Here is a 20,001-nt window from a genome sequence, read left to right on the forward strand (position 1 = left end):
CGTCGATGCGGACGACGGCCTTGTCCGGGAATGCCGCTCATTAGCCTTCGCAGTCGATCGCGGAATGGTGAAGTCCGTGTCTCAAACTGGAAGGGTCTGTTACACGGCATAGATGAATCGCAGTAACCCGGTTCGCGCGAAGACTAATGAGAATCTGTTTTCTTGCGCTTTGCAGTGCAGAGAGGATGAGTGGCTGGTCAAGCGAAAAGCGCCACCTGTCAACGGTTTTCACAACATATCCTGTACCGGTAAAGTAATTAGGATGCCGTTATATAAAGTCGTCACGACGCCGTCGTCAAAAAACCAATAACACGATCGGTGATTTGTATATGACAAGAGATCAGTTCCGCTGCAGCGGACAGACTTCTAGCATCGACTCCCTCTGACGGCACAACTCGCACCGTCACCATTTCCCGGAGTCAACTTTGACCAAGAAGCTCTTCCTGGGCGCTACTGTCGCGGCCAGCCTGATCGCTCCGCTGGCGCATGCCCAGAATTCAGTCACACTTTACGGCCTGATTGACGCCGGCATCATGTACACGAACAACGTCAAGAAAGGCTCAAGCGCAGGCTCTCTCATTCAGGCGACGAGCGGCAACATCAACGGTAGTCAGTTCGGCCTGCGCGGCAACGAGGATCTCGGTGGCGGACTGCATGCGATCTTCGTGCTCGAGAACGGCTTCAACATCCAGAACGGCAAGCTCGGGCAGAACAACCGCCTGTTCGGGCGGCAGGCTTACGCCGGTATCGATGCGGCTCAGTACGGCACGCTCACATTCGGCCGCCAGTACGACTCGGGTGTCGACTTCGTCGCGCCGCTCTCCGAGGTGGCGTCGACGTTCGGGAAGACGGGCTTCGCGCACCCATTCGACAATGACAACCTGGACTACTCGGTACGCATCAACAACGCCGTCAAGTTCAATAGCCACAGCATTGCGGGGTTGAAATTCGGAGCGCTTTACGCGTTCTCGAACAGCACGGACTTCAGCTCGAATCGCGCCTACAGTGTCGGTGCAAGTTACGGCAACGGACCGTTGAACTTTGCCGCCAGCTATTTGCAGATCAATGGATCGAATAGCACCAACACGTCGGGCGCAATCGACACGGCTGAATCGACAGCCAACGGCACCGGTGGATTCGTGCTCGGCGCGGATGTGCAGCGCGTTGCCGCCGCGGGTCTGAACTACGCGTTTGGCCCGGCCGTACTCGGCTTCGTGTATTCCCACAGCCAGTACCAAGGCACGAAGTCATTCGGGTCGGCCGGTGGCACAGTGCGCTTCGACAATTTTGAAGTCAACGGCCGCTACGCACTGACGCCGGCGCTGAAGCTGGGTGCCGCTTACGTCTACACCGACGGTCATGCCACTCGCACGACGACCTACGGCGCAGACCCCAAGTGGAATCAGGTCAATGCGCAACTGATCTATTCACTCTCGAAGCGAACCGATGTCTACGCGGAAGGGATGTTTCAGCATGTGAGCGGCAAGCAGTACGTTGCGTTTATCAATACATCGGGCGGCGCGTCGTCGACTGCAAACCAGGTGGTTGGAACCGTCGGATTACGAACCCGGTTTTGAGGGGCTCAGCGAGGAGGGCGGCACGCGGTGAAGATGCATCGTGATCGAAAGTCAGGGGCACGCGAATTCACATCCGCGCCCCTGTGAGCTTGCCAGCGAAGGCGAATCAGCGACATCGTCTCCGATTCGCCTTCACGGCCGCCTTACTCCTCAATAGCCGCATGCAGGAATTTTTCCTGACGCGCGGCATGCATCGACCGGTAACCCGGTGCAGTCGATGCGGTCGCCTCCGGCCCGATATAGCGCAGCGCTGCGGGTGCCTTCACAATCTCCAGCAGCGGTTCCAAAACAAAATTCCACGCACCCTGGTTTTTCGATTCTTCCTGACACCACACCACATCCTTCAGATTCGGATACCGCTCCAGTTCCGAACTGATCCGCTTTCCAGGGAACGGATACAACTGTTCAACGCGAATCAACGCGATATTGTCTTTCTGGGCCTTGCGCCGACGCTCCAGCAGTTCGAAGTAGACCTTGCCCGAGCACAGGATGACCCGGTCGACCTTGGACGCTGCTTCCTGCGTAGGCGACTCGCCAAGAATCTCGTTGAATCGCCCTTGCGCGAGATCCTCGAGATTGCTGACAGCCTCAGGGTGGCGCAGAAGCGACTTCGGCGTCATTACAATGAGCGGAATGCGATCACGCAGCACGGCTTGCATACGCAACAGATGGAAAATCTGCGCCGGCGTCGTGGGCTGCACAACCCGCATGTTTTCCTGGGCACACAGTTGCAGATAGCGCTCGAGTCGGGCGGACGCGTGTTCCGGACCTTCGCCTTCCTGACCATGTGGAAGCAGCATCGTCAAACCACTGTGTTGCCCCCACTTTGCAGCGCCCGCGGACAGAAAGTTGTCGATCACAACCTGCGCGCCGTTCGCGAAGTCGCCGAACTGCGCTTCCCACATCACGAGCGCGTTTTGTCGAACAACCGAGTATCCGTATTCGAAGCCCAGCACCGCGGCTTCCGACAGAACCGAGTTGGTGACCGAGAATCGCCCCTGGTCATCCGACACGTTCTCCAGCGGCACGTAGGTGCCCTCTCCCCGAATCGACCGCTTCTGATCGTGAAGCACCGCGTGGCGATGGCTGAACGTGCCCCGTTCACTGTCCTGCCCGCTTAGACGTACGTCGATTCCGGCGGAAAGCAGGGAAGCGAAAGCGAGATGCTCGGCCATACCCCAATCTAGTGGACGCTTGCCTTCCGCCATCTCGCGGCGGGCGCTCATCACTTTCCCAACGAGCGGATGCAGCGCGTATTGACCCGGTACGCTCGTGATCTTCAATGCGAGCTTCTGAACGAGATCTGGCAACGGAGCCGAGTAATAGATGCGGTCGACGTTTCCATCGAGCAACTGCGGCCAGGTCACCTCTTCGTTCTTTGTATCGACCGGCTTCTTCTCTTCGTTGGCTTGCGCAGCGTCAAGATGCTCACGGTAGTCGTGGACATATTTCTCCACGTCTTCGGTCGTCACGACCCGTTCGTCCACGAGCTTCTTCGCGTAGAGCGTACGGACACCCGGATGGCCTGCAATGGAGCGATACATCAACGGTTGAGTGATGTTCGGCGTGTCCTGTTCCTGGTGACCATGACGGCGGAAGCAGACCAGATCGATAACGACGCTCTTCCCGTACATGGCGCGAAAATCGATCGCGAGGCGCGTCGCGGCAACCACTGCCTCGGGGTCGTCGCCGTTCACGTGCAGGATCGGCGCCTCGATCATCTTGGCAATGTCGGTGCAATAGAACGACGAGCGCACATCGCGCGGGTCGGACGTGGTGAAGCCGACCTGGTTATTCACCACCACATGGATCGTGCCGCCGGTGCCGTAGCCTCTGGTATTCGACAGGTTCATCGTTTCCATGACGATACCTTGCCCTGAAATCGCGGCGTCCCCGTGAATCTCCACTGGCAGGACCGCAGCCGCGCCTTGCCCCAATACTTCGGCGCGCGCGCGAGCGATCCCTTGAATAACCGGGTTTACAATTTCGAGGTGCGAAGGGTTGAACGCCAGCGTGACTTCCGCCGGCCCGGTTGCAGTCGGGAGCAGGCCGGTAAAGCCCTTGTGATATTTGACGTCACCTGCCGGGAGAAGATGCGCGGTTTTTCCGTCGAACTCGTCGAACAACGCGGCCGGCGGCTTTCCGACAATATTGACGAGAACGTTCAGTCGCCCACGGTGCGCCATGCCGAGAATCGAGCTTTTGATACCCTTGGTGGCGCCGTATGCAACCAGCTCATCCAGCAGCACGATGAGCGACTCGCCACCCTCGAGCGAAAAGCGTTTCTGACCGACATAGCGGGCATGGAGGTATTTTTCAAGGCCCTCGGCTGCTGTCAGCCGTTCGAGGATGTGCAGCTTGTCGCCGGTATCCAGGGTCGCCTTCGCACGCGAAGACTCGAGACGCATTTGCCACCAGCCACGCTGATCGGGATCGGCAAGATGCATAAACTCGGCGCCCAACGTCCCGCAATACGTTTCTGTGAGCGCCTGCACCAGATCGCCGAGCGTCGCGTCTTCGTCGGAGAAGTAAGTGCCGGACATGCTGAACTTCGTGCTCATGTCCGCGTGGGACAGATCGTAGAAGCCCGGGTTCAGATCACGCACCGGCGCCGGCGCGCTCCAGCGCAGTGGATCGAGATGAGCATTGCGGGTGCCGACCATGCGATAGGCCGAAATCAGTGCCTGCACCGCGACTTGCTTCTGCGCGAACCGGAGTACGTCGTCCTCCGAGCGTCCTCCGGTCCGCACCTGTCTGGCCAACTCGACAAAGCGCGATACGACCGGTGCGTGCGCAACGTCGCCTGCGTCTGATCCATCCACTGCGGGCACGCCCTGCAACGCGTCGAAATAGCCTCGCCATTCATCCGACACTGTGTTCGGGTCGGCAAGGTATGCCTCGTATTGCTCCTCGACGTAAGGAGCGTTGCCTCCAAACAGGAAGGAGGTACTGCGATTGCGCATCATCATGATGACTCTGTCCTCAGCCGGGACCATGCCCGATATCCGCCACGAATTTACCCAGGGCAGCACCCGTTTCCGCCTTGGCCACGCCAAAGCTTTCGCAGGGACACGAAGACAAAACTTGGATGCGAAACGAGGTGAGATTCCACGCCACGTAATTCGCGTCAACTTGTGCAAGACCCCGTGACTCATGCCACCAGGTCCCTGTGCCCGCCAGGACCAGCAGTCTCCTGACTGCTGGTAAACACAGTCTATGTTTTGCGGGTCCTTTCTGACGCTTCAATTGTGATGGCTTTGGGACACTCTTCGTTGGTTCCTGGCCACGACGCCAGCGCTTCCAGAATCTCGTATGTGTGCAAGGTCGAGCTGGTTCGACGCGAGATCGAGCCGCCAGAAACGGCGTTCAATCTCGCCCGATGCGACGCTTCGGCTCTGCACAGGCGCGCAGTGAGAACACGCCAGGCTGACGCCCGTGACTCAGCAGTCGGCCGCGCTCCAATCAACGCGACGCCTGGGGGTTGGCGTAAGTGGACTCCCAGCCGCCGCCCAGCGCTTTGCAGAGGGTGATCAGGTTCGCGGCTGCGCTCGCCTTGCTTTGTTCCAGGTTGCTCTCGCCGTCGAGCAGTTGCTTCTGCACGTTCAGCACATCGAGATAGTCGAGCGCCCCGGCCTTGTAGCGCTGCTGCGCTATCGAGAGCGCGCGCTGGTTGAGCGCAACCACCGTCGTCAGTTTGTCGCGGCGCAGCTGCTCGGCATCGTAGACGACAAGCGCATCGTCCACTTCGCGCCAGGCGTTGAGCACGGTGTGTTTGTATGCGACCGCGGCTTCCTGTTGTTGTGCCTCGCGCAGGTTCAGTGTTCCCTTGAGGCGGCCGCCCTCGAAGATCGGCATCGTGATGGAGGGGCCGACAACAAACTGTCCGGATGCCCAGTTGGCAAGACTCGAAAGCTGAAGACTCTGAAAGCCTGCGCTGCCATTCAGCGATATGCGCGGATAGAAGTCGGCTTTCGCCATGCCGATCGACGCCGTGGCCGCATGCAACTGCGCTTCCGCCTTGCCGATGTCGGGTCTGCGTTGCACCAGTTCAGACGGAAAGCCGATCGGCACCTGTAGCGGCAGATCGGGCACGTCGCGCGGTTCGGCGAGCGTTTGCCGAAGCGCGCCTGGCTCCTCGCCGAGCAATACGCCAATCGCGTTGATCGTGGTCTCGCTTCGCGACTCGAGTGTCGGAATCAGACTTTCGATCGACGCCACCTGCGCGGATGCGTTGGCCACGTCGAGATCCGTCGTCACGCCTTCATGCGCGCGTACTTGCGTGAGCTTCGTGGCGTTGCGAGCAATCTCCAGATTCTGCCTCGCGATCCGCAGCAGCGACTGGGTGTCGCGCAACTCGATATAGTCTCGCGCGAGTTCAGCACGAGCAGACAGCAAAATTGCGTTCCGGTCCTGATAAGAAGCATCCGCCAGCGCGGACGCGGCTTCGACACCGCGTCGAACTCCGCCCCAGATATCGATTTCCCAGGACGCGTCGAAACCGGCTTGATAGAGGTTGTATGCCGGCGAACCTTTGGAGCCCGGCAGCGGCGCCACGCCAAGCGGCGCGCTGCCCGAAGCGGATTGCGGCTGGGATTGGGTCGGGCTGACGCCGAGCAGCGACAGAATGCCATTCGGACTTCCGCGTTCGCGGTTGTACGAGGCTGCACCGTCTAGCGTCGGATATTCCGCTGCCCCCGCAACGCGCTGTTCGGCCCGGCTTTGCCGAAGGCGTGCCGACGCCGCGGCCACATCGAGGTTCGCATCGGCCAGTTTCTGTTCGAGCGTGTTCAGCGTGGGGTCGTTGAACAGCGTCCACCAATCGGGATTGAATCCGGCCTCGACGGCCTTGCTCGAGGCTTGCGCGGATTGGGTGCGCTCAAAGACCTGCGCGGGCGTCGACGCCTTTGGACGTTCGAAATCCGGTCCAACGGTACAACCTGCTATCACCAGACACGCCAGTATCTCCAGCGCCAACACGCGGAAGGAAAAGTCGCTCGCATTCATTTTCTATCTCCCGCCTCCGCCAACGTGTCGGCGTGCTGACCGACGGCGACTTCCGTTTCGACAGACAGCCCCACGCTCAGCGCGGACGCCGCCTCCTGGCCTCGGTCGATGGTGATCTTGACAGGCACGCGTTGGACCACCTTGGTGAAGTTGCCCGTCGCGTTATCGGGTGCGATCGGCGCAAAGCTCACACCGGTTGCGGGAGCAAGACTATCGACACGGCCGCGGATCACAACGCCAGGAAAGCTGTCGACCTTGATCCGCACACTTTCGCCAGGCCGCATGTGGGTGATCTGGTTTTCCTGGAAGTTGGCGACAACGTAGGCGTCGGAAAGTGGCACGATCGCGAGAATCGTCGCGCCTGGCGTCACGAATGCGCCGACTCGCGCGGAACGCCGTCCGACCTTGCCGTCCACCGGCGCATGAATCTCCGTATACGACAGGTTGAGCTTTGCCTGCTCAAGCGCTGCCCCGGCACGTGCAAGCGCGCCGGCTGCCTTATCGCGCTGGGTGCGCAGCACGTCCAGGTTCTGCTCGGTCGATGCCAGCACGGCGCGATCGTGCGCCTCGTGCGCGAGTTGCTCGGCGAGCGCGCTCGATGTGTGCTGTTGTTCCTGCGCAGTCCCCGCACCGGCCTCCGAGAGGTTCTGGTACCGCGCGGCGTTGGCCCGTGCGAATTCGATCGACGCGTCGTCGGCCTTGAGCGTTGCGCGCGCCTGCTCGACGAGCGAGGGCTGCCGCGCGATCTCGGCGTCGTAGTTCGCGACGGCGGCCTGTGCCGCGGCCACGTCCGCCTCCGCACTCATCAAAGCGGCCCGGAAGTCGCGGTCGTCAATACGGACCAGCAATTGCCCCGCTTTGACTGCCTGGTTATCGTTGACGAATACGTCGGATATCTGGCCTGCGATACGCGGCGCCACGAGCGTGAAATCGGCCTCGACATAAGCGTCGTTGGTGGATTCGGTATTCGAGCCGCCTGACAGGCTTGAGCAAGCCCATGCGCCTACGCCGACCGCGACGACCAGCGCGGCGATACGAACGATTTTGAGGGGAGATCGAGCAATGGTTGACATGATATCGGCCCTTAATGGGAAGAGGGCGGCGTAGTGCTCCACGGCGGGTAAATACGCACGGGCAACACTGGCACGAGGAAAAGAAGCGCGATGGCCACACCAGCCATCACGCGATAGAGATCCGCCGAGGTCAGTACCACTGCCTGTTCGTGGATCCGGTGAGCGAGTTCGCCGAGACTGTGAGTCGCGTCGACACTCTGGCTAGTCACGAGCGCGTGGTTGCCTAAATGGTCCACGAGCATGTTCGAGTGAAGACGTTCGCGATGCGTGCCCAACCCTTCGATGAGCGCCGTCGCCACAGCCGCGGAAAATGTCTTGAGCGAGTTGAACATGGCCGAAGCGAATGGACCGTCGGTCGGCGCCAGGCCCGTCGTGACGCCCATCAGGATCGCGAGAATCACCATGGGCTGCGCGACGATCTGTATGGATTGAAACCAGTAGAAGTTGTCGCGGATCCACTCGGACGTGATGAAACTACCCATCAGGCACGTGGTGATCATGAGAGACAAGCCAATGGCCATGACCCAGCGGTGGTCGACCCGCCGCAGGTTCAGGACGGCAGCTGTCAGAGGCAGTGCGATCAACAGCGGGAGCGCGACCAGCAACGACAAGGGGGCGGTCTGCAGCGGCCGGTAGGCGTGAACCCTGGCGAGATATTGGCCGGGGATGGCCGCCACGCCGACCAGCAGTATGACCGCGCCCAGGAGTGTCGTCAGTCCATGCGCGAAGTTTCTGCGCGACAGCAATTGCAGCTTGAAGAAAGGCAGCGGGTGAAACCACTCGTTGACAAGGAACGTGGTGAACAACAGCGCCCCGCCAATAAACATCACGCGAATGAACCCGGAGTCGAGCCAATCGAGACGATCACCTTGTAAAAGGCCGATCACGAGCATGGCGACGGCCGGGAATCCCGTCAGAAAGCCGGTCCAGTTGAATGCGCCGAGTCGTTCGAGTTTGAGCGGATCCGCCGGAAGCCCTTGCTGGATCGCCACGCAGCTGACGATGCCAAGCGGCACGATTTGCCAGAAGGCCATTTGCCAGCCGACATACTCGGTCCACAAAGCCGCGAGCGGTGTGCCGAGCGCTGGTCCGAAGGTGGCCGTGAGCGCGTACCCGGCGAGTCCGTATAGTTTTACTTTCGGCGGAAGATAGCGCAGCGCCACGATGATCAACATTGGGGGAAGGCATCCGCCGGCCATCCCCTGAAGAACGCGCAACACATAGAGCGTGAGCAGGTTCGGTGCAAAGGGGCAAAGGATGCCGAGGAGCATCGTTGCGATTACGGCGGCGATCGTAAACCGCTTGAGCGTGAAGGTGATCCCGAACCACGGAGCGAACACCATCGTAGCCACGTTAGCCGCTTCGAACAGGGCGGTCAGCCAGGTGCCGTCGTCGTGACCGATCGAAAGCGCACCCTGGATATCCGCCATCGACACGGCAGTGACCTGCTCGTTGAGAATAGCCAGCAGCGACGCGAGCAGCATGCCGACGAGGCCGGTGGCGAGTCGAAGCGAAAGCGCGGATTGACGGGGCGTCGGCTGCGCAGGAGCCGCTGTTCCGGGCACGGCGGCGGGCGCTTGCGACCGCTCGACGATCGGTGCGTGCGCCTCAATGCTCGAAGGATTGCCAGTAGTCATAGGGGCCTCGTTGCTGCTCGTGTTCGATAGGCTATCTAAGGATTGACGCCGGAACTGGTATGAGAGAGAAGATGCCAGGACCCGCGCTCAAACGAATCCAATCCTCACGGCTTACGCTGTACCTCTTCAAAGTATTGCGGCGCTTCGCGGCGATCGAACATGCCGTATTCGCGGACAATACGGATACTCCGCCGGCGCGAACCATCCGCCGTTTGCGCAGCGCGTTCGAATGCTTCAACCGCCGCCTGGTCTTGCCAAGTCACCACCACGATCACGTCGCCGGGTGTCATCAGTGCGTCGAATACGTCCCATGAAACGAGGCCGGGCGCGTTCGTATCGACGCCAAGCGACTTCGCCACTCCTTCTGCGCCGGTCTGCTCGAGCCACGCCGGCGAGCACTTCGCATCGAGCAGCGTCACTGCGGTGCCACTGCCCGCTTCAGTGACATCCAGGCGCTGCTCGCGCAACACCTGTCCGGCGGGCAGCTGGTTATCGCTGACTACCTGGCCAATGCGCAAGCGGTAGTCGGCAAATACGCGGTCACGCGCGGCTTGTTGTATCTTGTGGTGCGCCGTCGTGGTGCGCCAGCGCACGAGCGATTTCTCGTCGCGCCAGCTCGACAGCGAAAGAAGCCATCCTTCGCGCGTGAGACTCGCATAGCGGTTGTTATCGATAAACCCTTCGATCTTCTCGAGTTCAGGCCGCAACATTTTGGCCATGCCGAGGTAGGCGTCGAACTGTTCGGGTTTCGGGTTGACTTCAAGCATTGCGGAGAACATGAGGACCTCTTACATTGAGTTGGCAATACGACGCGACGTGTCGAATGGAATGCGCGCCGCGGGCGCCTTTGGCTGATTCGTTGCGGCATTGCAGATAGCAGGCGCGTGCAGTCATTGTGCAGGATAGGCCGATTAATCGGAGTCCAGGCTAGTTGAGTATTGGGCCAATGAATTGGCGATTTTTGCCAATCGGCAATGAATCGCCGGATAACCCTCACTGCCTGAAAGAGTCTCTTTCGAAGCGGTGAGGCGATTGATTCGGTATGGAAAATATGAGCGGGCGTTTTTTCAAATGTGGAAAAAATCTGGCCTTGGACAATTTGTGTCGTCTTTGAGCCATTCGGTGACGCGGCTCGTTACTATGCGGATCACAGCGCATAGAATCACGACGTGTTGGCGTGGTGACAAGGGTAGGAAGCGGAATGGAAAGATTGCGTGAGATGGAGGTATTCGTTGCCATCGTCGATCGAGGCAGCTTTACCGGTGCGGCCGAAAAATTCAGCATGTCAGCCGCAGCGGTTTCGCGAGCGGTCAGTGCGCTGGAAGCCCGTCTCGGCACGCACCTGCTCGCCCGCACGACCCGCTCGGTTCGTCCGACCGATGCGGGCATGACATACCTTGAAGCCTGCAGGAAGGTGCTGGACACCATCACGGACGCGGAATCGATCATCGCAGCCGACCAGCTCAATCCCGTCGGTACGTTGACCGTCTCCGCGCCGGTGCTGTTTGGCCAGCGCTATGTCGCTCCTCTGGTCAACGCCTTCGCACTGCGTTATCCGGACGTCAACATCAATGCCGTGTACGTCGATCGAACTACGCGGCTCCTGGAGGAGGGGGTGGATATTGCGATTCGCGTCGGCCACCTTGGCGACTCCTCGACATTCGCCATACCTTTGGGATTCGTGCGGCGTTGCACGTATGCCGCGCCCTCTTATCTGGCGAGGCACGGGGAACCTCTTCACCCCAGAGATCTGACCCATCACCACTGTGTGTCTTTCACCGGCGTCTCGCTTCCACTCGAGTGGGTGTTCAGCGAAAATGGTTCGAGATTGCCCGTCAGATTCCGGCCGCGGATGATCGTCGACCTTGGCCCCGCTGCCGTTCTCGCGGCCGTCGAAGGTGTGGGGATAATCCAGTTGCTGTCGTATCAGGCGGCTCCCGAGGTGCTCGAAGGCAAGCTCCAACCTGTCCTGACGTCATTCGAACCCGAGTCGATCCCGGTGAACCTGCTTCATGTCGAGCGGCGAAGCAGCAGCGGCAAGATTCGCGCGTTCGTGGATTTCGTTACGGATACCTTACGCAACAACGCGCACCTTCAAGGCGTGGACGTGACTGCGATACGAACTTCCCGATAAGCGGACACCAGTGCATCAAGGTCGAAGCCCCTGTTCAGTCCACTCGGATTGGGCAATACCCACGCGCATGCGCCGCCGAATGGCTCTGTTTGTCGCCCCCAATCGATAGAGCGACTGCCCGAGATCGCGGCAAGCGCCATCTTTCCGAGGAAAGCGACGTGCCTTGGCGCGTACCGTTCGACCTTCCGCCGGAAACCATCGCCGGCCAGTTCGATCTCCGATCGCACAAGCTCGTCGGCACGCGCCGTCGGACGTGAAACCACCGTGGTGAGACCGTAGCCATATCGAAGAACCGTGTAGTCGTCTTCGGGCTGAATCTGTTCGGGAGTGAAGCCTGCGAGATGCATGACCCGCCAGAAGCGATTGCCTCGGCCTGCAAAGTGGTGACCCGTGGATGCCGCACGAATGCCTGGATTGATTCCGCAGAAAACTAGCGTCAAGCCTGGTTCAAGGAGATCGGGAAGAGCCTGAGGGTAGCCGCCGTCGGTCACGGATGAGACAGTCCTTGAAAAGAGACCTGCTTGTCGGCACCGTTGGTTCCCCATCGCTGCGTGGCTGTCTCGCCGCGAAATCGCTGCCGATATTGTTTTGGTGTCACCGCGAGCCGCCGGGAGAAGGTGGTGCGCATATGCGTGGCGCTACGGAAGCCGCATTTGAATGCGACGGTCTTCAGCGGGGCATCCGAGTCTTCGAGCAACTTCCTCGCCGTGTCGACGCGAACCTGCTCGACAAATACGGACGGCGTCACCTTTGCATGCTTCGCAAATAGTCTGGAGAAGGTTCGCCGGCTCACGGCAACCGCGCTCGCGAGTTGTTCGATGGATAGCGCATCGGCTATATGCTCGGTCACATACCGGTGCACTTTGCCGATAATCGGATCTTCGTCCCTCCCGGTGCCAATATACGGGCTGTACTGAGACTGGCCGCCTTCCCGCTGGATATAAACCACGAGGCGTTTCGCGACACGCACCGCCAGCTCGTGTCCCCAGTCTTCCGCGACTAGCGCCAGGCACAGATCGATGCCGGACGTCACGCCTGCCGACGTAAAGAGGCGCCCATCTCGAACGAAGATCTTGTCGGGTTGCACGCAAGCCTGCGGAAATTCATTAGCGAGACGGCCTGCGTCCGCCCAATGCGTCGTCACTTCCTTGCCGTCCAGCAGTCCCGCATGCGCAAGCACGAATGCCCCATTGCAGACAGAGCCAAACCGCGTCGCGTCGCGTGCCTGACTCCGCAGCCACGCCAGAAAGTCACTGGAAGGCTGAGCATCGGGCAATTGGGGACCTCCTGCGATCAGAAGCAGATCCCATTGCGTGTCGAGGTCCATATAGCCGAACGGTACGTAGAGCTGCATTCCGTTCGAGCAGGTCACCCCGCCGGCCTGAAGACCCACCAGGGAGACTTCATATCTCTGTTGTTCGGGGAGGATCGTGTTGGCTTCCGCGAACACGTCGAGAGGGCCCGCAACGTCGAGCGCCTGAACACCATCGAATATGACAATGGCGACTTTCATGCCGTGACCTTCATGGAGTGAGTAGGCCCGTCTCCGATACCGGCGATCCGATTGGCTTTACCTGAAAGAGCGGGCCAAGCCTCTCAGCCTCTACTGACGAGCGGTAACCGAGCTTAACGCAACAGGCGGAAAACAGGGATGCACAGGGCGGTAACTCACTTTTGCGTCCAGGTTACAAAACAACCGGGTTCTAGCGATGCCAAACGGACATGGACCCTCCGGACGCAGCGCAACATAACGCAATGCGAGCGACAACATCACCACGTTGGCGCGGTTGGCCCAAATCTCACGTGGATTGGCCCAGCATGGCGACAAGCACGTGTTTCCTCTGCCGTGCCGGCTCATTAGACTGGGTCACCAGCCTGACGAAGAGCCGGACGCCGGGAAAACAGGCAGCCATTAACGGATTTGTCATGCTGAAGGAACGCCATACTTCGCACCGCCTCGCCGGGCCTGACGCGGCGGGATGCGCGGCGCTTATGTTCAGTGAATTCACGGAGTAACGGAGCATGCATGTCGCGATGATGCTGTACGCCGGATTCCGGCTGCTCGAAGTGACGGGGCCGATGGATATCTTTCACGAAGCGAACCGTCTGTGCGGTGCAACGTTGTACGAGCAGCATCTCGTGGGACCGTCGCCGGGGCCCGTCATGTGTTCGAGCGGGGTGGCAGTCCGCACGACGGAGAGCCTGCTGGACGCACATGCTGCTTTCGACATTGTCGTCGTCCCCGGTTGTCCGGTGCTCGGGTCGAGCCTGGAACATTATGAATTGGTGGACTGGCTCAGGAATGCCGGACGCGGAGTACGAAGGCTCGCATCCGTGTCCAACGGGGCGTTTCTGATCGCGCGCGCCGGCCTCGCTGATCATCGTTTGTTGACCACGCATTGGCGCGACGCGCAGCGTCTGTCCATCGAGCATCCGTTCGTACACGTCGCGAGCGATCAAGGTTGTCTGAAGGACGGCAATCTGTACTCGTCATGTGGCGTAAGTGACGGTATTCAGGTGGCCTTGGACCTGGTCAGGGAGGACCTTGGCGAAGAGTTCGCCAGAAGCATTACGAAGTCATTGTCGAGGCGCCGCGAATGAGCGCCAACTGGAAAGGAAGTTGTTCTTTGATTCAGGCTGCTGCTCCTGTCAGCGCCGATTTGCCCGCGAGCCAACCATGAGCCGAAACCCAATCATTGCTTCACACGCCGATCTGACGCCGGCGAATGCGACCGAAACGCTGTCGGGCGCGGACATCATTCTGCGCGTGCTCGCCGAGCAGGGCGTCGACACACTATTTGGATATAGCGGTGGGGCAATCTTGCCGACCTACGACGCGGTGTTTCGCTACAACGAAATGAACGCGGCCCATGTGGAGCGTCAGATCAAGTTTGTCGTACCTGCCAATGAACAGGCCGCGGGCTTTATGGCCGCCGGTTATGCGCGAGCCAGCGGAAAAGTCGGCGTGTTCATGGTGACGTCGGGGCCGGGCGCGACAAACGCGGTGACCCCAATCGCCGACTGTAACGGCGATTCGGTGCCTGTCGTGCTCATCTGCGGGCAGGTGCCGCGTGCCGCGATAGGCAGCGACGCGTTTCAGGAGGCGCCCGTCTTCAACATCATGTCGGCGTGCGCGAAGCAGGTGTTTCTCGTCACCGATCCGTTGAAGCTCGAGCCAACGCTGCGAACCGCATTCGAAGTTGCCCGCACCGGTCGGCCGGGTCCGGTCGTGGTGGACGTGCCTAAAGACATCCAGAACTGGACGGGGCCCTATCATGGGCGAGGCACACTGCATTTTCGCGGCTACTCCGATCGGCTGCGCATGGTGGCTAAAGGCGCACGGTTGGAAAAGGCCAAAGCTGCCGACTTTTTTGATCTTCTGCGGCAGAGTGAGCGGCCGCTGCTTTATGTTGGCGGCGGCGTGATCACGGGGCGTGCGACTGCGGTGCTAAGGGAGTTCGCCGAGCGCCACGGCATTCCAGTCGTGACGACACTCATGGGGCTTGGCGCCATATCTGCAAAACACCCGCTGTGTCTCGGCATGCTCGGCATGCATGGGGCCGCCTGCGCGAATTACGCCGTTGAAGACTGCGATTTTCTCATTGCTGTGGGCGCACGATTCGATGATCGCGTCGCCGGTGGACGGCCTGACTCATTCGCTCCCGGTGCGCGCCATGTCGCGCATATCGATATCGACGAGGCGGAGATCAACAAGGTCAAGCGTGCGCACTGGACTCACGTTGGCGATGCGAAAGATGCCTTACTGTCTTTGCTCGAGCACGGTCCGGCGAAGCAGTCGTCTTCTGGCTGGCTCGACCATGTGATGGCGTTGAAGCAGACCTTCGGAATGAACTACGACCGCAAGAACCTTGCGATTCAACCGCAGTGGGTTATCGAAAAGCTCAGCGAAATCACCGACGGACGAGCGATTATCAGCACGGGCGTGGGCCAGCATCAGATGTGGGCCGCGCAGTTTTTCGAGTTCGTCGAGCCTCGGAGCTTCCTGACATCAGGAAGCATGGGGACGATGGGTTTTGGGCTGCCCGCGGCGATTGGTGCACAGCTGGCGCGACCGGATGCGCTCGTGATCGACATCGACGGCGATGGAAGCATCCGGATGAATGTCGGCGAACTGGAGACGGCAAGCACGTACGGCATTCCCGTCAAGGTACTGCTGCTCAACAATCGCGGTGACGGAATGATCCGGCAGTGGCAGCGTCTCTTTTACGACGGGCGAATGTTTGTCAGCGACAAGGCGCTCTATCGCAAGGACTTCGTGATGGCGGCACAGGCCGATGGATTCGAGTTTGCCCGTCGCGTCGAGGCGCTGTCCGAACTCGAGCACGCGTTGCGGGCGTTCGTTGAATTTGAGGGACCGGCTTTCCTGGAGGTGATGATCGACGAGAACGCCGATGTGTTTCCGATCGTAGGTCCGGGGCAAAGCTACGCGACGATGAATACCGGTCCCTTTATCCCGTCTCGAACCGGGCAGACACAAATTCAGGGCGTAGTACGAAAAAGTGCTGCGGATATGTTTTAGCGAAAACGAGCGCCGGTGCCGCAAGGCGTGACACGACCTTGGCCGCGACCGCGATAGGTGAAGCATTTCGTCCCTACCCGTTGCCTGGTCGAGCAGCTTCTATCGAGACGTTCTTCGAAAGCTATGGTTGACGAGAATTTGATTCATAAGGCACTCGCAAACCCGTTCCGGCGCGAGATTTTGCGGTGGCTAAAGGCCCCCCGCGAATACTTCGCGCAAGGCTACATCGATCTCGATTGCGGGGTGCCGGCGAACGCAATCCTCGCGCGCAGTGGGCTATCTCAATCGACCGTCTCGGCGCACGTTGCGGCATTGGTCGCGGCGAAACTGCTGGTGTCGACCCGCGTTGGTCAGTGGATGTTTCTGTCGCGAAACGAAGACGTCATTCGCGCCTTTGCGGAACAGATGAGGTCGCATCTATAGCCACAGCGTGTGTCGACCGAAGTGCCGCCCACCTTGGCAGGCTCGCTGCCGTGCGGCGCTTAGTGCTGACTTTTCTGGCGACCGGCGGACTCGCGAGGCGGATTCGTACGGAGAAACGCCCACTTCAGGATCCTCTGTCCCGCATTGACCCCGAAAAATATTTCCGCACTCAAGTTGACAATATCTGACTTTGCAGATAGTGTTGAGTCTGTCGATTGAGGAGCGCAAGATGAACCACTACACGAAGGACAACTTCCGGGCGGAGCAGAGCATTGGCCTTGCGCTCACCAAAGCCCGCAACGTTCTGGTGGCGGAAATGGACAATGCCTTGAAGGACCTGGATATCACCTCCCCGCAAATGGGCATCCTGTTGTCGCTCAATGGCGGGGTCGCTTCCACGCCGTTTGAGTTGTCGAAGTTGCTGGGCGTCGATACCGGCTTGATGACGCGTTTGCTCGACAAGCTGGAAGACAAGGGCTTGCTCGAACGCTCGCGCAGCCTGGAAGATCGCCGGGTAGTCAACCTGACGCTGACGAAGAAAGGCAAGCAGGTCGCCGCACAACTGCCGGAAATCGCACCTGGCGTCCTGAATGGTCGTCTGAAGCACTTTACGAAGCAAGAGTTCATTGAGCTGGGCCGCCTGCTTAACAAATTCCTTGAGGACTGAGCGGCATTTTTTTTACCTATATATCTGACAGGTCAGAAAATGAAATCGCAATTAAATGGAATGGCGCTCGGCAGGCGAGTGGCGAAGGCTAGCGTTTCCGTGATGTTCGCCGCCGTGTTGTCGGCGTGCGCGAACTACGCCGGCATTACGAGCGACAAGCAAATGACGCCGCCGCAAACGCTCGCTACCCAGCAGAGCATTCCGTCGGACGACGGACATTGGCCGGCCGCCGATTGGGCCGACCAGTTTGGCGACGCGCAGTTGAAAGCCCTGTTGGCAGAAGCCCTGGAAGGCAGTCCGTCGCTCGCTCAGGCGCGCGCCCGTGTGGCGGCCGCCGCCGCTTATACGGAGACGGCGAAGGCGAGCACGCTGCCGAATGTCGGCGCCAGCTACTCGTTCACGCGCCAGCAGTATTCGGGTAACGCTCTGGTCCCGCCGCCGTATGCCGGCTCGTGGCAATCGGAAAACAAGGGGCTGCTGTCGGCCTCCTACGACCTCGATCTGTGGGGCAAGAATCGCGAGGCGCTCAAGGCTGCCATGTCGCAGTTGCAGGCGAGCGAGGCGGATGCCGAGGTCGTCAAGCTGACGCTCACCTCGGCTATCGCCCGCAACTACAACCAGCTCGCCCGCCTGTACGCGTTGCGTGACATTGCGCAACAGGAAGTCGGGCAGCGCGAACAGATCGACCGCATCACGGCCGGCCGTATCGCCAGCGGGCTGGATACCGAAGTGGAGCGCAAGACCGCGCAGGCCAATCTGGCCAGCAGCCGGGCCGCGCTGGCTTCGCTCGACGGCAGCATTGTCACGACGCGCTATCAGCTGGCCGCGCTCCTCGGCGCGGGTCCGGACCGTGGCCTGTCGATCGCCCGGCCTGCACTCGGTATCGGCGACGAGGTGCGGTTGCCCGATAACGTGCCGGCCGACCTGGTGAGCCGCCGCCCGGATCTTGTCGCGGCCCGCTGGCGTGTCGATGCGTTCACGCACGACGTGAAGGAAGCGAAGGCCGAGTTCTACCCCGACATCAACCTGAGCGCCGCGATTGGGCTGGATGCGTTCGGTTTCGGCCGCTTCCTGACCGCTGCGAGCCGCACCGTCAGCGCGGGCCCGGCGATCCATCTGCCGATCTTCGACGGTGGCGAACTGCGGGCGCAACTGAAAGGGCGATACGCGGACTTCGACAATGCGGTGGCCGGTTACAACCAGACGCTCGTTACGGCGCTGTCGGAAGTTGCCACGCAGTTCGCCGAGATCCGTTCGACCGACGTCCAGCTCGGCGATGCGCAGGCCGCCCAGGAAGCGGCGCGCAGTGCCGACCAGTTGGCGCTCACGCAATACAAGGCCGGCCTCACGAACCAGCTCACGGTGCTGAACGCCGATACCAACGCGCTCGCCGCCGACCAGGCGGTCGCCAACCTGAAGATGAACCGCCGCGATCAGCAGATCGCGTTGGCTGCGGCACTCGGAGGCGGGTATGTCGACACCGCTGCCGCCAGCCCAGGAAACCCGAACGCAAGCTCGAGCGCCAACACAAACGCAAACGCAACCGCAACACAGATCAGCCCAGTCGTCGCCGCGCGCTAATACGACTGTCGCGACCCCTTCATATACTGCCAGGAGTGATTGAAATGAGCGATACGACCGCCGCCGAGCGTACTACGGCGCAAGCAGAACCCGTCGAGGTTGAAAAGCCCCGCAAGCGCAAGCTGATGCTGGCGCTCCTTGCGGCCGCCGTTGTCGTGTCAGGCGCTGGCTATGGCGCTTACTATTTCACGGTGGCGCGCTTCTACCAGTCCACCGACGACGCGTACGTGAGCGGCAATCTCGTGCAATTGACGCCGCAGGTCAGCGGCACGGTGGTCGCCGTCAACGCCGACGATACGCAGGTCGTCAAGCAGGGCGACCCGGTGGTGACGCTGGACGCCGCCGACGCAAAGATCGCGCTGTCGAACGCGGAGGCGACGCTCGGTCAGACAGTTCGGCAGGTGAGCGGCCTGTACGTGAACAACGATTTCTACGCGGCAAATATCGCGCAGCGCGAGGCCGATCTGCTTCGCGCCAACGACGACCTGAAACGCCGTCAGGCGATTGCGGGAACCGGCGCGGTGTCGGGCGAAGACATCGCCCATGCCCGCGACGCCGTCAGCTCTGCTCAAGCCGCGCTCGACGCCGCCCGCCAACAGGCCGAAGCGAATCACGCGCTGACAGACCGCACCACGATCGAACAGCATCCAAACGTGCAGGCTGCGGCATCGAAGGTACGCGACGCCTACCTGAACTATGCGCGCAATACCTTGCCCGCGCCGGTCACCGGTTATGTCGCGCGGCGTTCGGTACAAGTGGGCCAGCGCGTGGCGCCCGGCACGCCGCTGATGGCCATCGTGCCGCTCAACGGAGTCTGGGTGGACGCGAACTTCAAGGAAGGCCAGCTCACGCACATGCGGATCGGCCAGCCGGTCACGCTCACGGCGGATGTCTACGGCTCCAGCGTCGAATACCACGGCAGGATAGAGGGCTTTTCGGCCGGCACGGGCGCCGCCTTCGCGGTGCTGCCGGCGCAGAACGCCACCGGCAACTGGATCAAGGTGGTGCAGCGCTTGCCGGTGCGCGTGCTGCTCGATCAGCGTGAACTCGATGCGCATCCGTTGCGGATCGGTCTGTCGATGCAGGTCGATGTGGATACCCATGACGAGTCGGGCACCCAACTCGCCGCGGCCACGAACACGACGTATCGCACGGATGTGTTCGCCCAGTATGGTGCGGCTGCCGATGCGGAGATCGCCCAGATCATCGCGCAGAACATGCCGGCCTCGCGCGTCGCCGCATCAGCCGCGCCGCAAAAAACCGTCGCGCACCGCGACGCGTCACGCCATGCCGGCTGAAAGCAGTAAGCGCGGAAATTTTTTTATCGAATTAGCTGACTGGTCAGATAGCTGCCGGCGACCCTGA

Annotated in this window: 15 protein-coding genes; 8 read left to right on the forward strand and 7 right to left on the reverse strand. The window is 60.7% G+C overall.

The genetic code is table 11. From position 1 onward, the window contains the following. Positions 1-425: 425 nt before the first annotated feature. Positions 426-1,577: a porin gene (locus P0D68_RS05830; RefSeq protein WP_408299288.1), complete on the forward strand. Its 1,152-nt coding sequence runs from the start codon at positions 426-428 to the stop codon at positions 1,575-1,577. Between the two features lie 143 nt (positions 1,578-1,720). Here P0D68_RS05830 and P0D68_RS05835 read toward each other — a convergent pair whose 3' ends face one another. The 5 genes from P0D68_RS05835 to P0D68_RS05855 all read right to left on the reverse strand — a co-directional run bounded on the left by P0D68_RS05835 (position 1,721) and on the right by P0D68_RS05855 (position 10,070). Further along, a complete protein-coding gene (locus tag P0D68_RS05835; protein WP_408468124.1) occupies positions 1,721-4,546 on the reverse strand; it encodes a 2-oxoglutarate dehydrogenase E1 component in 2,826 nt (941 codons plus the stop codon). A 493-nt stretch (positions 4,547-5,039) separates the two neighbouring features. Further along, a complete protein-coding gene (locus tag P0D68_RS05840; RefSeq protein ID WP_091796409.1) occupies positions 5,040-6,581 on the reverse strand; it encodes an efflux transporter outer membrane subunit in 1,542 nt (513 codons plus the stop codon). Beyond that, a complete protein-coding gene (locus P0D68_RS05845; RefSeq protein ID WP_408299293.1) occupies positions 6,578-7,654 on the reverse strand; it encodes an HlyD family secretion protein in 1,077 nt (358 codons plus the stop codon). The genes P0D68_RS05840 and P0D68_RS05845 overlap by 4 nt, the downstream gene beginning before the upstream one ends. An 11-nt stretch (positions 7,655-7,665) precedes the next feature. Next, positions 7,666-9,291 (reverse strand): MFS transporter, encoded by a 1,626-nt coding sequence (locus P0D68_RS05850; protein ID WP_408299295.1) that lies wholly within the window; start codon positions 9,289-9,291, stop codon positions 7,666-7,668. Between the two features lie 104 nt (positions 9,292-9,395). Further along, a complete protein-coding gene (locus P0D68_RS05855; RefSeq protein WP_408299297.1) occupies positions 9,396-10,070 on the reverse strand; it encodes an antibiotic biosynthesis monooxygenase family protein in 675 nt (224 codons plus the stop codon). Positions 10,071-10,492: 422 nt separating this feature from the next. Between P0D68_RS05855 and P0D68_RS05860 the strand changes: the two genes are divergently transcribed. Continuing rightward, positions 10,493-11,425 carry a LysR family transcriptional regulator gene (locus P0D68_RS05860; protein ID WP_408299299.1) on the forward strand — a complete coding sequence of 311 codons (933 nt, stop codon included), beginning with the start codon at positions 10,493-10,495 and terminating at the stop codon, positions 11,423-11,425. On the opposite strand, the gene mug is transcribed toward P0D68_RS05860, so the two are convergent. Beyond that, the gene (mug, locus tag P0D68_RS05865) at positions 11,386-11,916 is read right to left on the reverse strand and encodes a G/U mismatch-specific DNA glycosylase (protein WP_408186355.1); all 531 of its coding nucleotides are present in this window, start codon (positions 11,914-11,916) and stop codon (positions 11,386-11,388) included. The genes P0D68_RS05860 and mug overlap by 40 nt on opposite strands. Beyond that, positions 11,913-12,938, reverse strand: a complete 1,026-nt coding sequence (locus P0D68_RS05870; RefSeq protein WP_408299301.1) for a GlxA family transcriptional regulator — start codon at positions 12,936-12,938, stop codon at positions 11,913-11,915. The genes mug and P0D68_RS05870 overlap by 4 nt, the downstream gene beginning before the upstream one ends. Before the next feature lie 509 nt (positions 12,939-13,447). Here P0D68_RS05870 and P0D68_RS05875 point away from each other — a divergent pair. The 6 genes from P0D68_RS05875 to P0D68_RS05900 all read left to right on the forward strand — a co-directional run bounded on the left by P0D68_RS05875 (position 13,448) and on the right by P0D68_RS05900 (position 19,934). Continuing rightward, entirely contained in the window at positions 13,448-14,026 is a 579-nt protein-coding gene (locus tag P0D68_RS05875; RefSeq protein WP_408299303.1) for an AraC family transcriptional regulator, read from the forward strand. Positions 14,027-14,102: 76 nt separating this feature from the next. After that, entirely contained in the window at positions 14,103-15,965 is a 1,863-nt protein-coding gene (gene ilvB, locus P0D68_RS05880) for a biosynthetic-type acetolactate synthase large subunit (protein ID WP_408299362.1), read from the forward strand. Between the two features lie 123 nt (positions 15,966-16,088). After that, positions 16,089-16,388 (forward strand): ArsR/SmtB family transcription factor, encoded by a 300-nt coding sequence (locus tag P0D68_RS05885; protein ID WP_408299364.1) that lies wholly within the window; start codon positions 16,089-16,091, stop codon positions 16,386-16,388. Positions 16,389-16,617: 229 nt separating this feature from the next. Next, positions 16,618-17,055, forward strand: a complete 438-nt coding sequence (locus tag P0D68_RS05890) for a MarR family winged helix-turn-helix transcriptional regulator (RefSeq protein ID WP_091796389.1) — start codon at positions 16,618-16,620, stop codon at positions 17,053-17,055. 39 nt (positions 17,056-17,094) lie between these two features. Then, the gene (locus tag P0D68_RS05895; protein WP_408299306.1) at positions 17,095-18,636 is read left to right on the forward strand and encodes an efflux transporter outer membrane subunit; all 1,542 of its coding nucleotides are present in this window, start codon (positions 17,095-17,097) and stop codon (positions 18,634-18,636) included. Positions 18,637-18,680: 44 nt separating this feature from the next. Continuing rightward, positions 18,681-19,934, forward strand: a complete 1,254-nt coding sequence (locus tag P0D68_RS05900; protein WP_091796385.1) for an HlyD family secretion protein — start codon at positions 18,681-18,683, stop codon at positions 19,932-19,934. Positions 19,935-20,001: the final 67 nt, after the last annotated feature.

Source organism: Paraburkholderia sp. RL17-380-BIE-A (assembly GCF_046028085.1).
Classification (GTDB): Bacteria; Pseudomonadota; Gammaproteobacteria; order Burkholderiales; family Burkholderiaceae; genus Paraburkholderia.

Coding starts and splice junctions, on each gene's coding strand:
- P0D68_RS05835 (WP_408468124.1), bottom strand. CDS start 4,546: ATGATGATGCGCAATCGCAGTACCTCCTTCCTGTTTGGAGGCAACGCT.
- P0D68_RS05840 (WP_091796409.1), bottom strand. CDS start 6,581: ATGAATGCGAGCGACTTTTCCTTCCGCGTGTTGGCGCTGGAGATACTG.
- P0D68_RS05845 (WP_408299293.1), bottom strand. CDS start 7,654: ATGTCAACCATTGCTCGATCTCCCCTCAAAATCGTTCGTATCGCCGCG.
- P0D68_RS05850 (WP_408299295.1), bottom strand. CDS start 9,291: ATGACTACTGGCAATCCTTCGAGCATTGAGGCGCACGCACCGATCGTC.
- P0D68_RS05855 (WP_408299297.1), bottom strand. CDS start 10,070: ATGTTCTCCGCAATGCTTGAAGTCAACCCGAAACCCGAACAGTTCGAC.
- P0D68_RS05860 (WP_408299299.1), top strand. CDS start 10,493: ATGGAAAGATTGCGTGAGATGGAGGTATTCGTTGCCATCGTCGATCGA.
- P0D68_RS05870 (WP_408299301.1), bottom strand. CDS start 12,938: ATGAAAGTCGCCATTGTCATATTCGATGGTGTTCAGGCGCTCGACGTT.
- P0D68_RS05875 (WP_408299303.1), top strand. CDS start 13,448: ATGCATGTCGCGATGATGCTGTACGCCGGATTCCGGCTGCTCGAAGTG.
- ilvB (WP_408299362.1), top strand. CDS start 14,103: ATGAGCCGAAACCCAATCATTGCTTCACACGCCGATCTGACGCCGGCG.
- P0D68_RS05885 (WP_408299364.1), top strand. CDS start 16,089: ATGGTTGACGAGAATTTGATTCATAAGGCACTCGCAAACCCGTTCCGG.
- P0D68_RS05890 (WP_091796389.1), top strand. CDS start 16,618: ATGAACCACTACACGAAGGACAACTTCCGGGCGGAGCAGAGCATTGGC.
- P0D68_RS05895 (WP_408299306.1), top strand. CDS start 17,095: ATGAAATCGCAATTAAATGGAATGGCGCTCGGCAGGCGAGTGGCGAAG.
- P0D68_RS05900 (WP_091796385.1), top strand. CDS start 18,681: ATGAGCGATACGACCGCCGCCGAGCGTACTACGGCGCAAGCAGAACCC.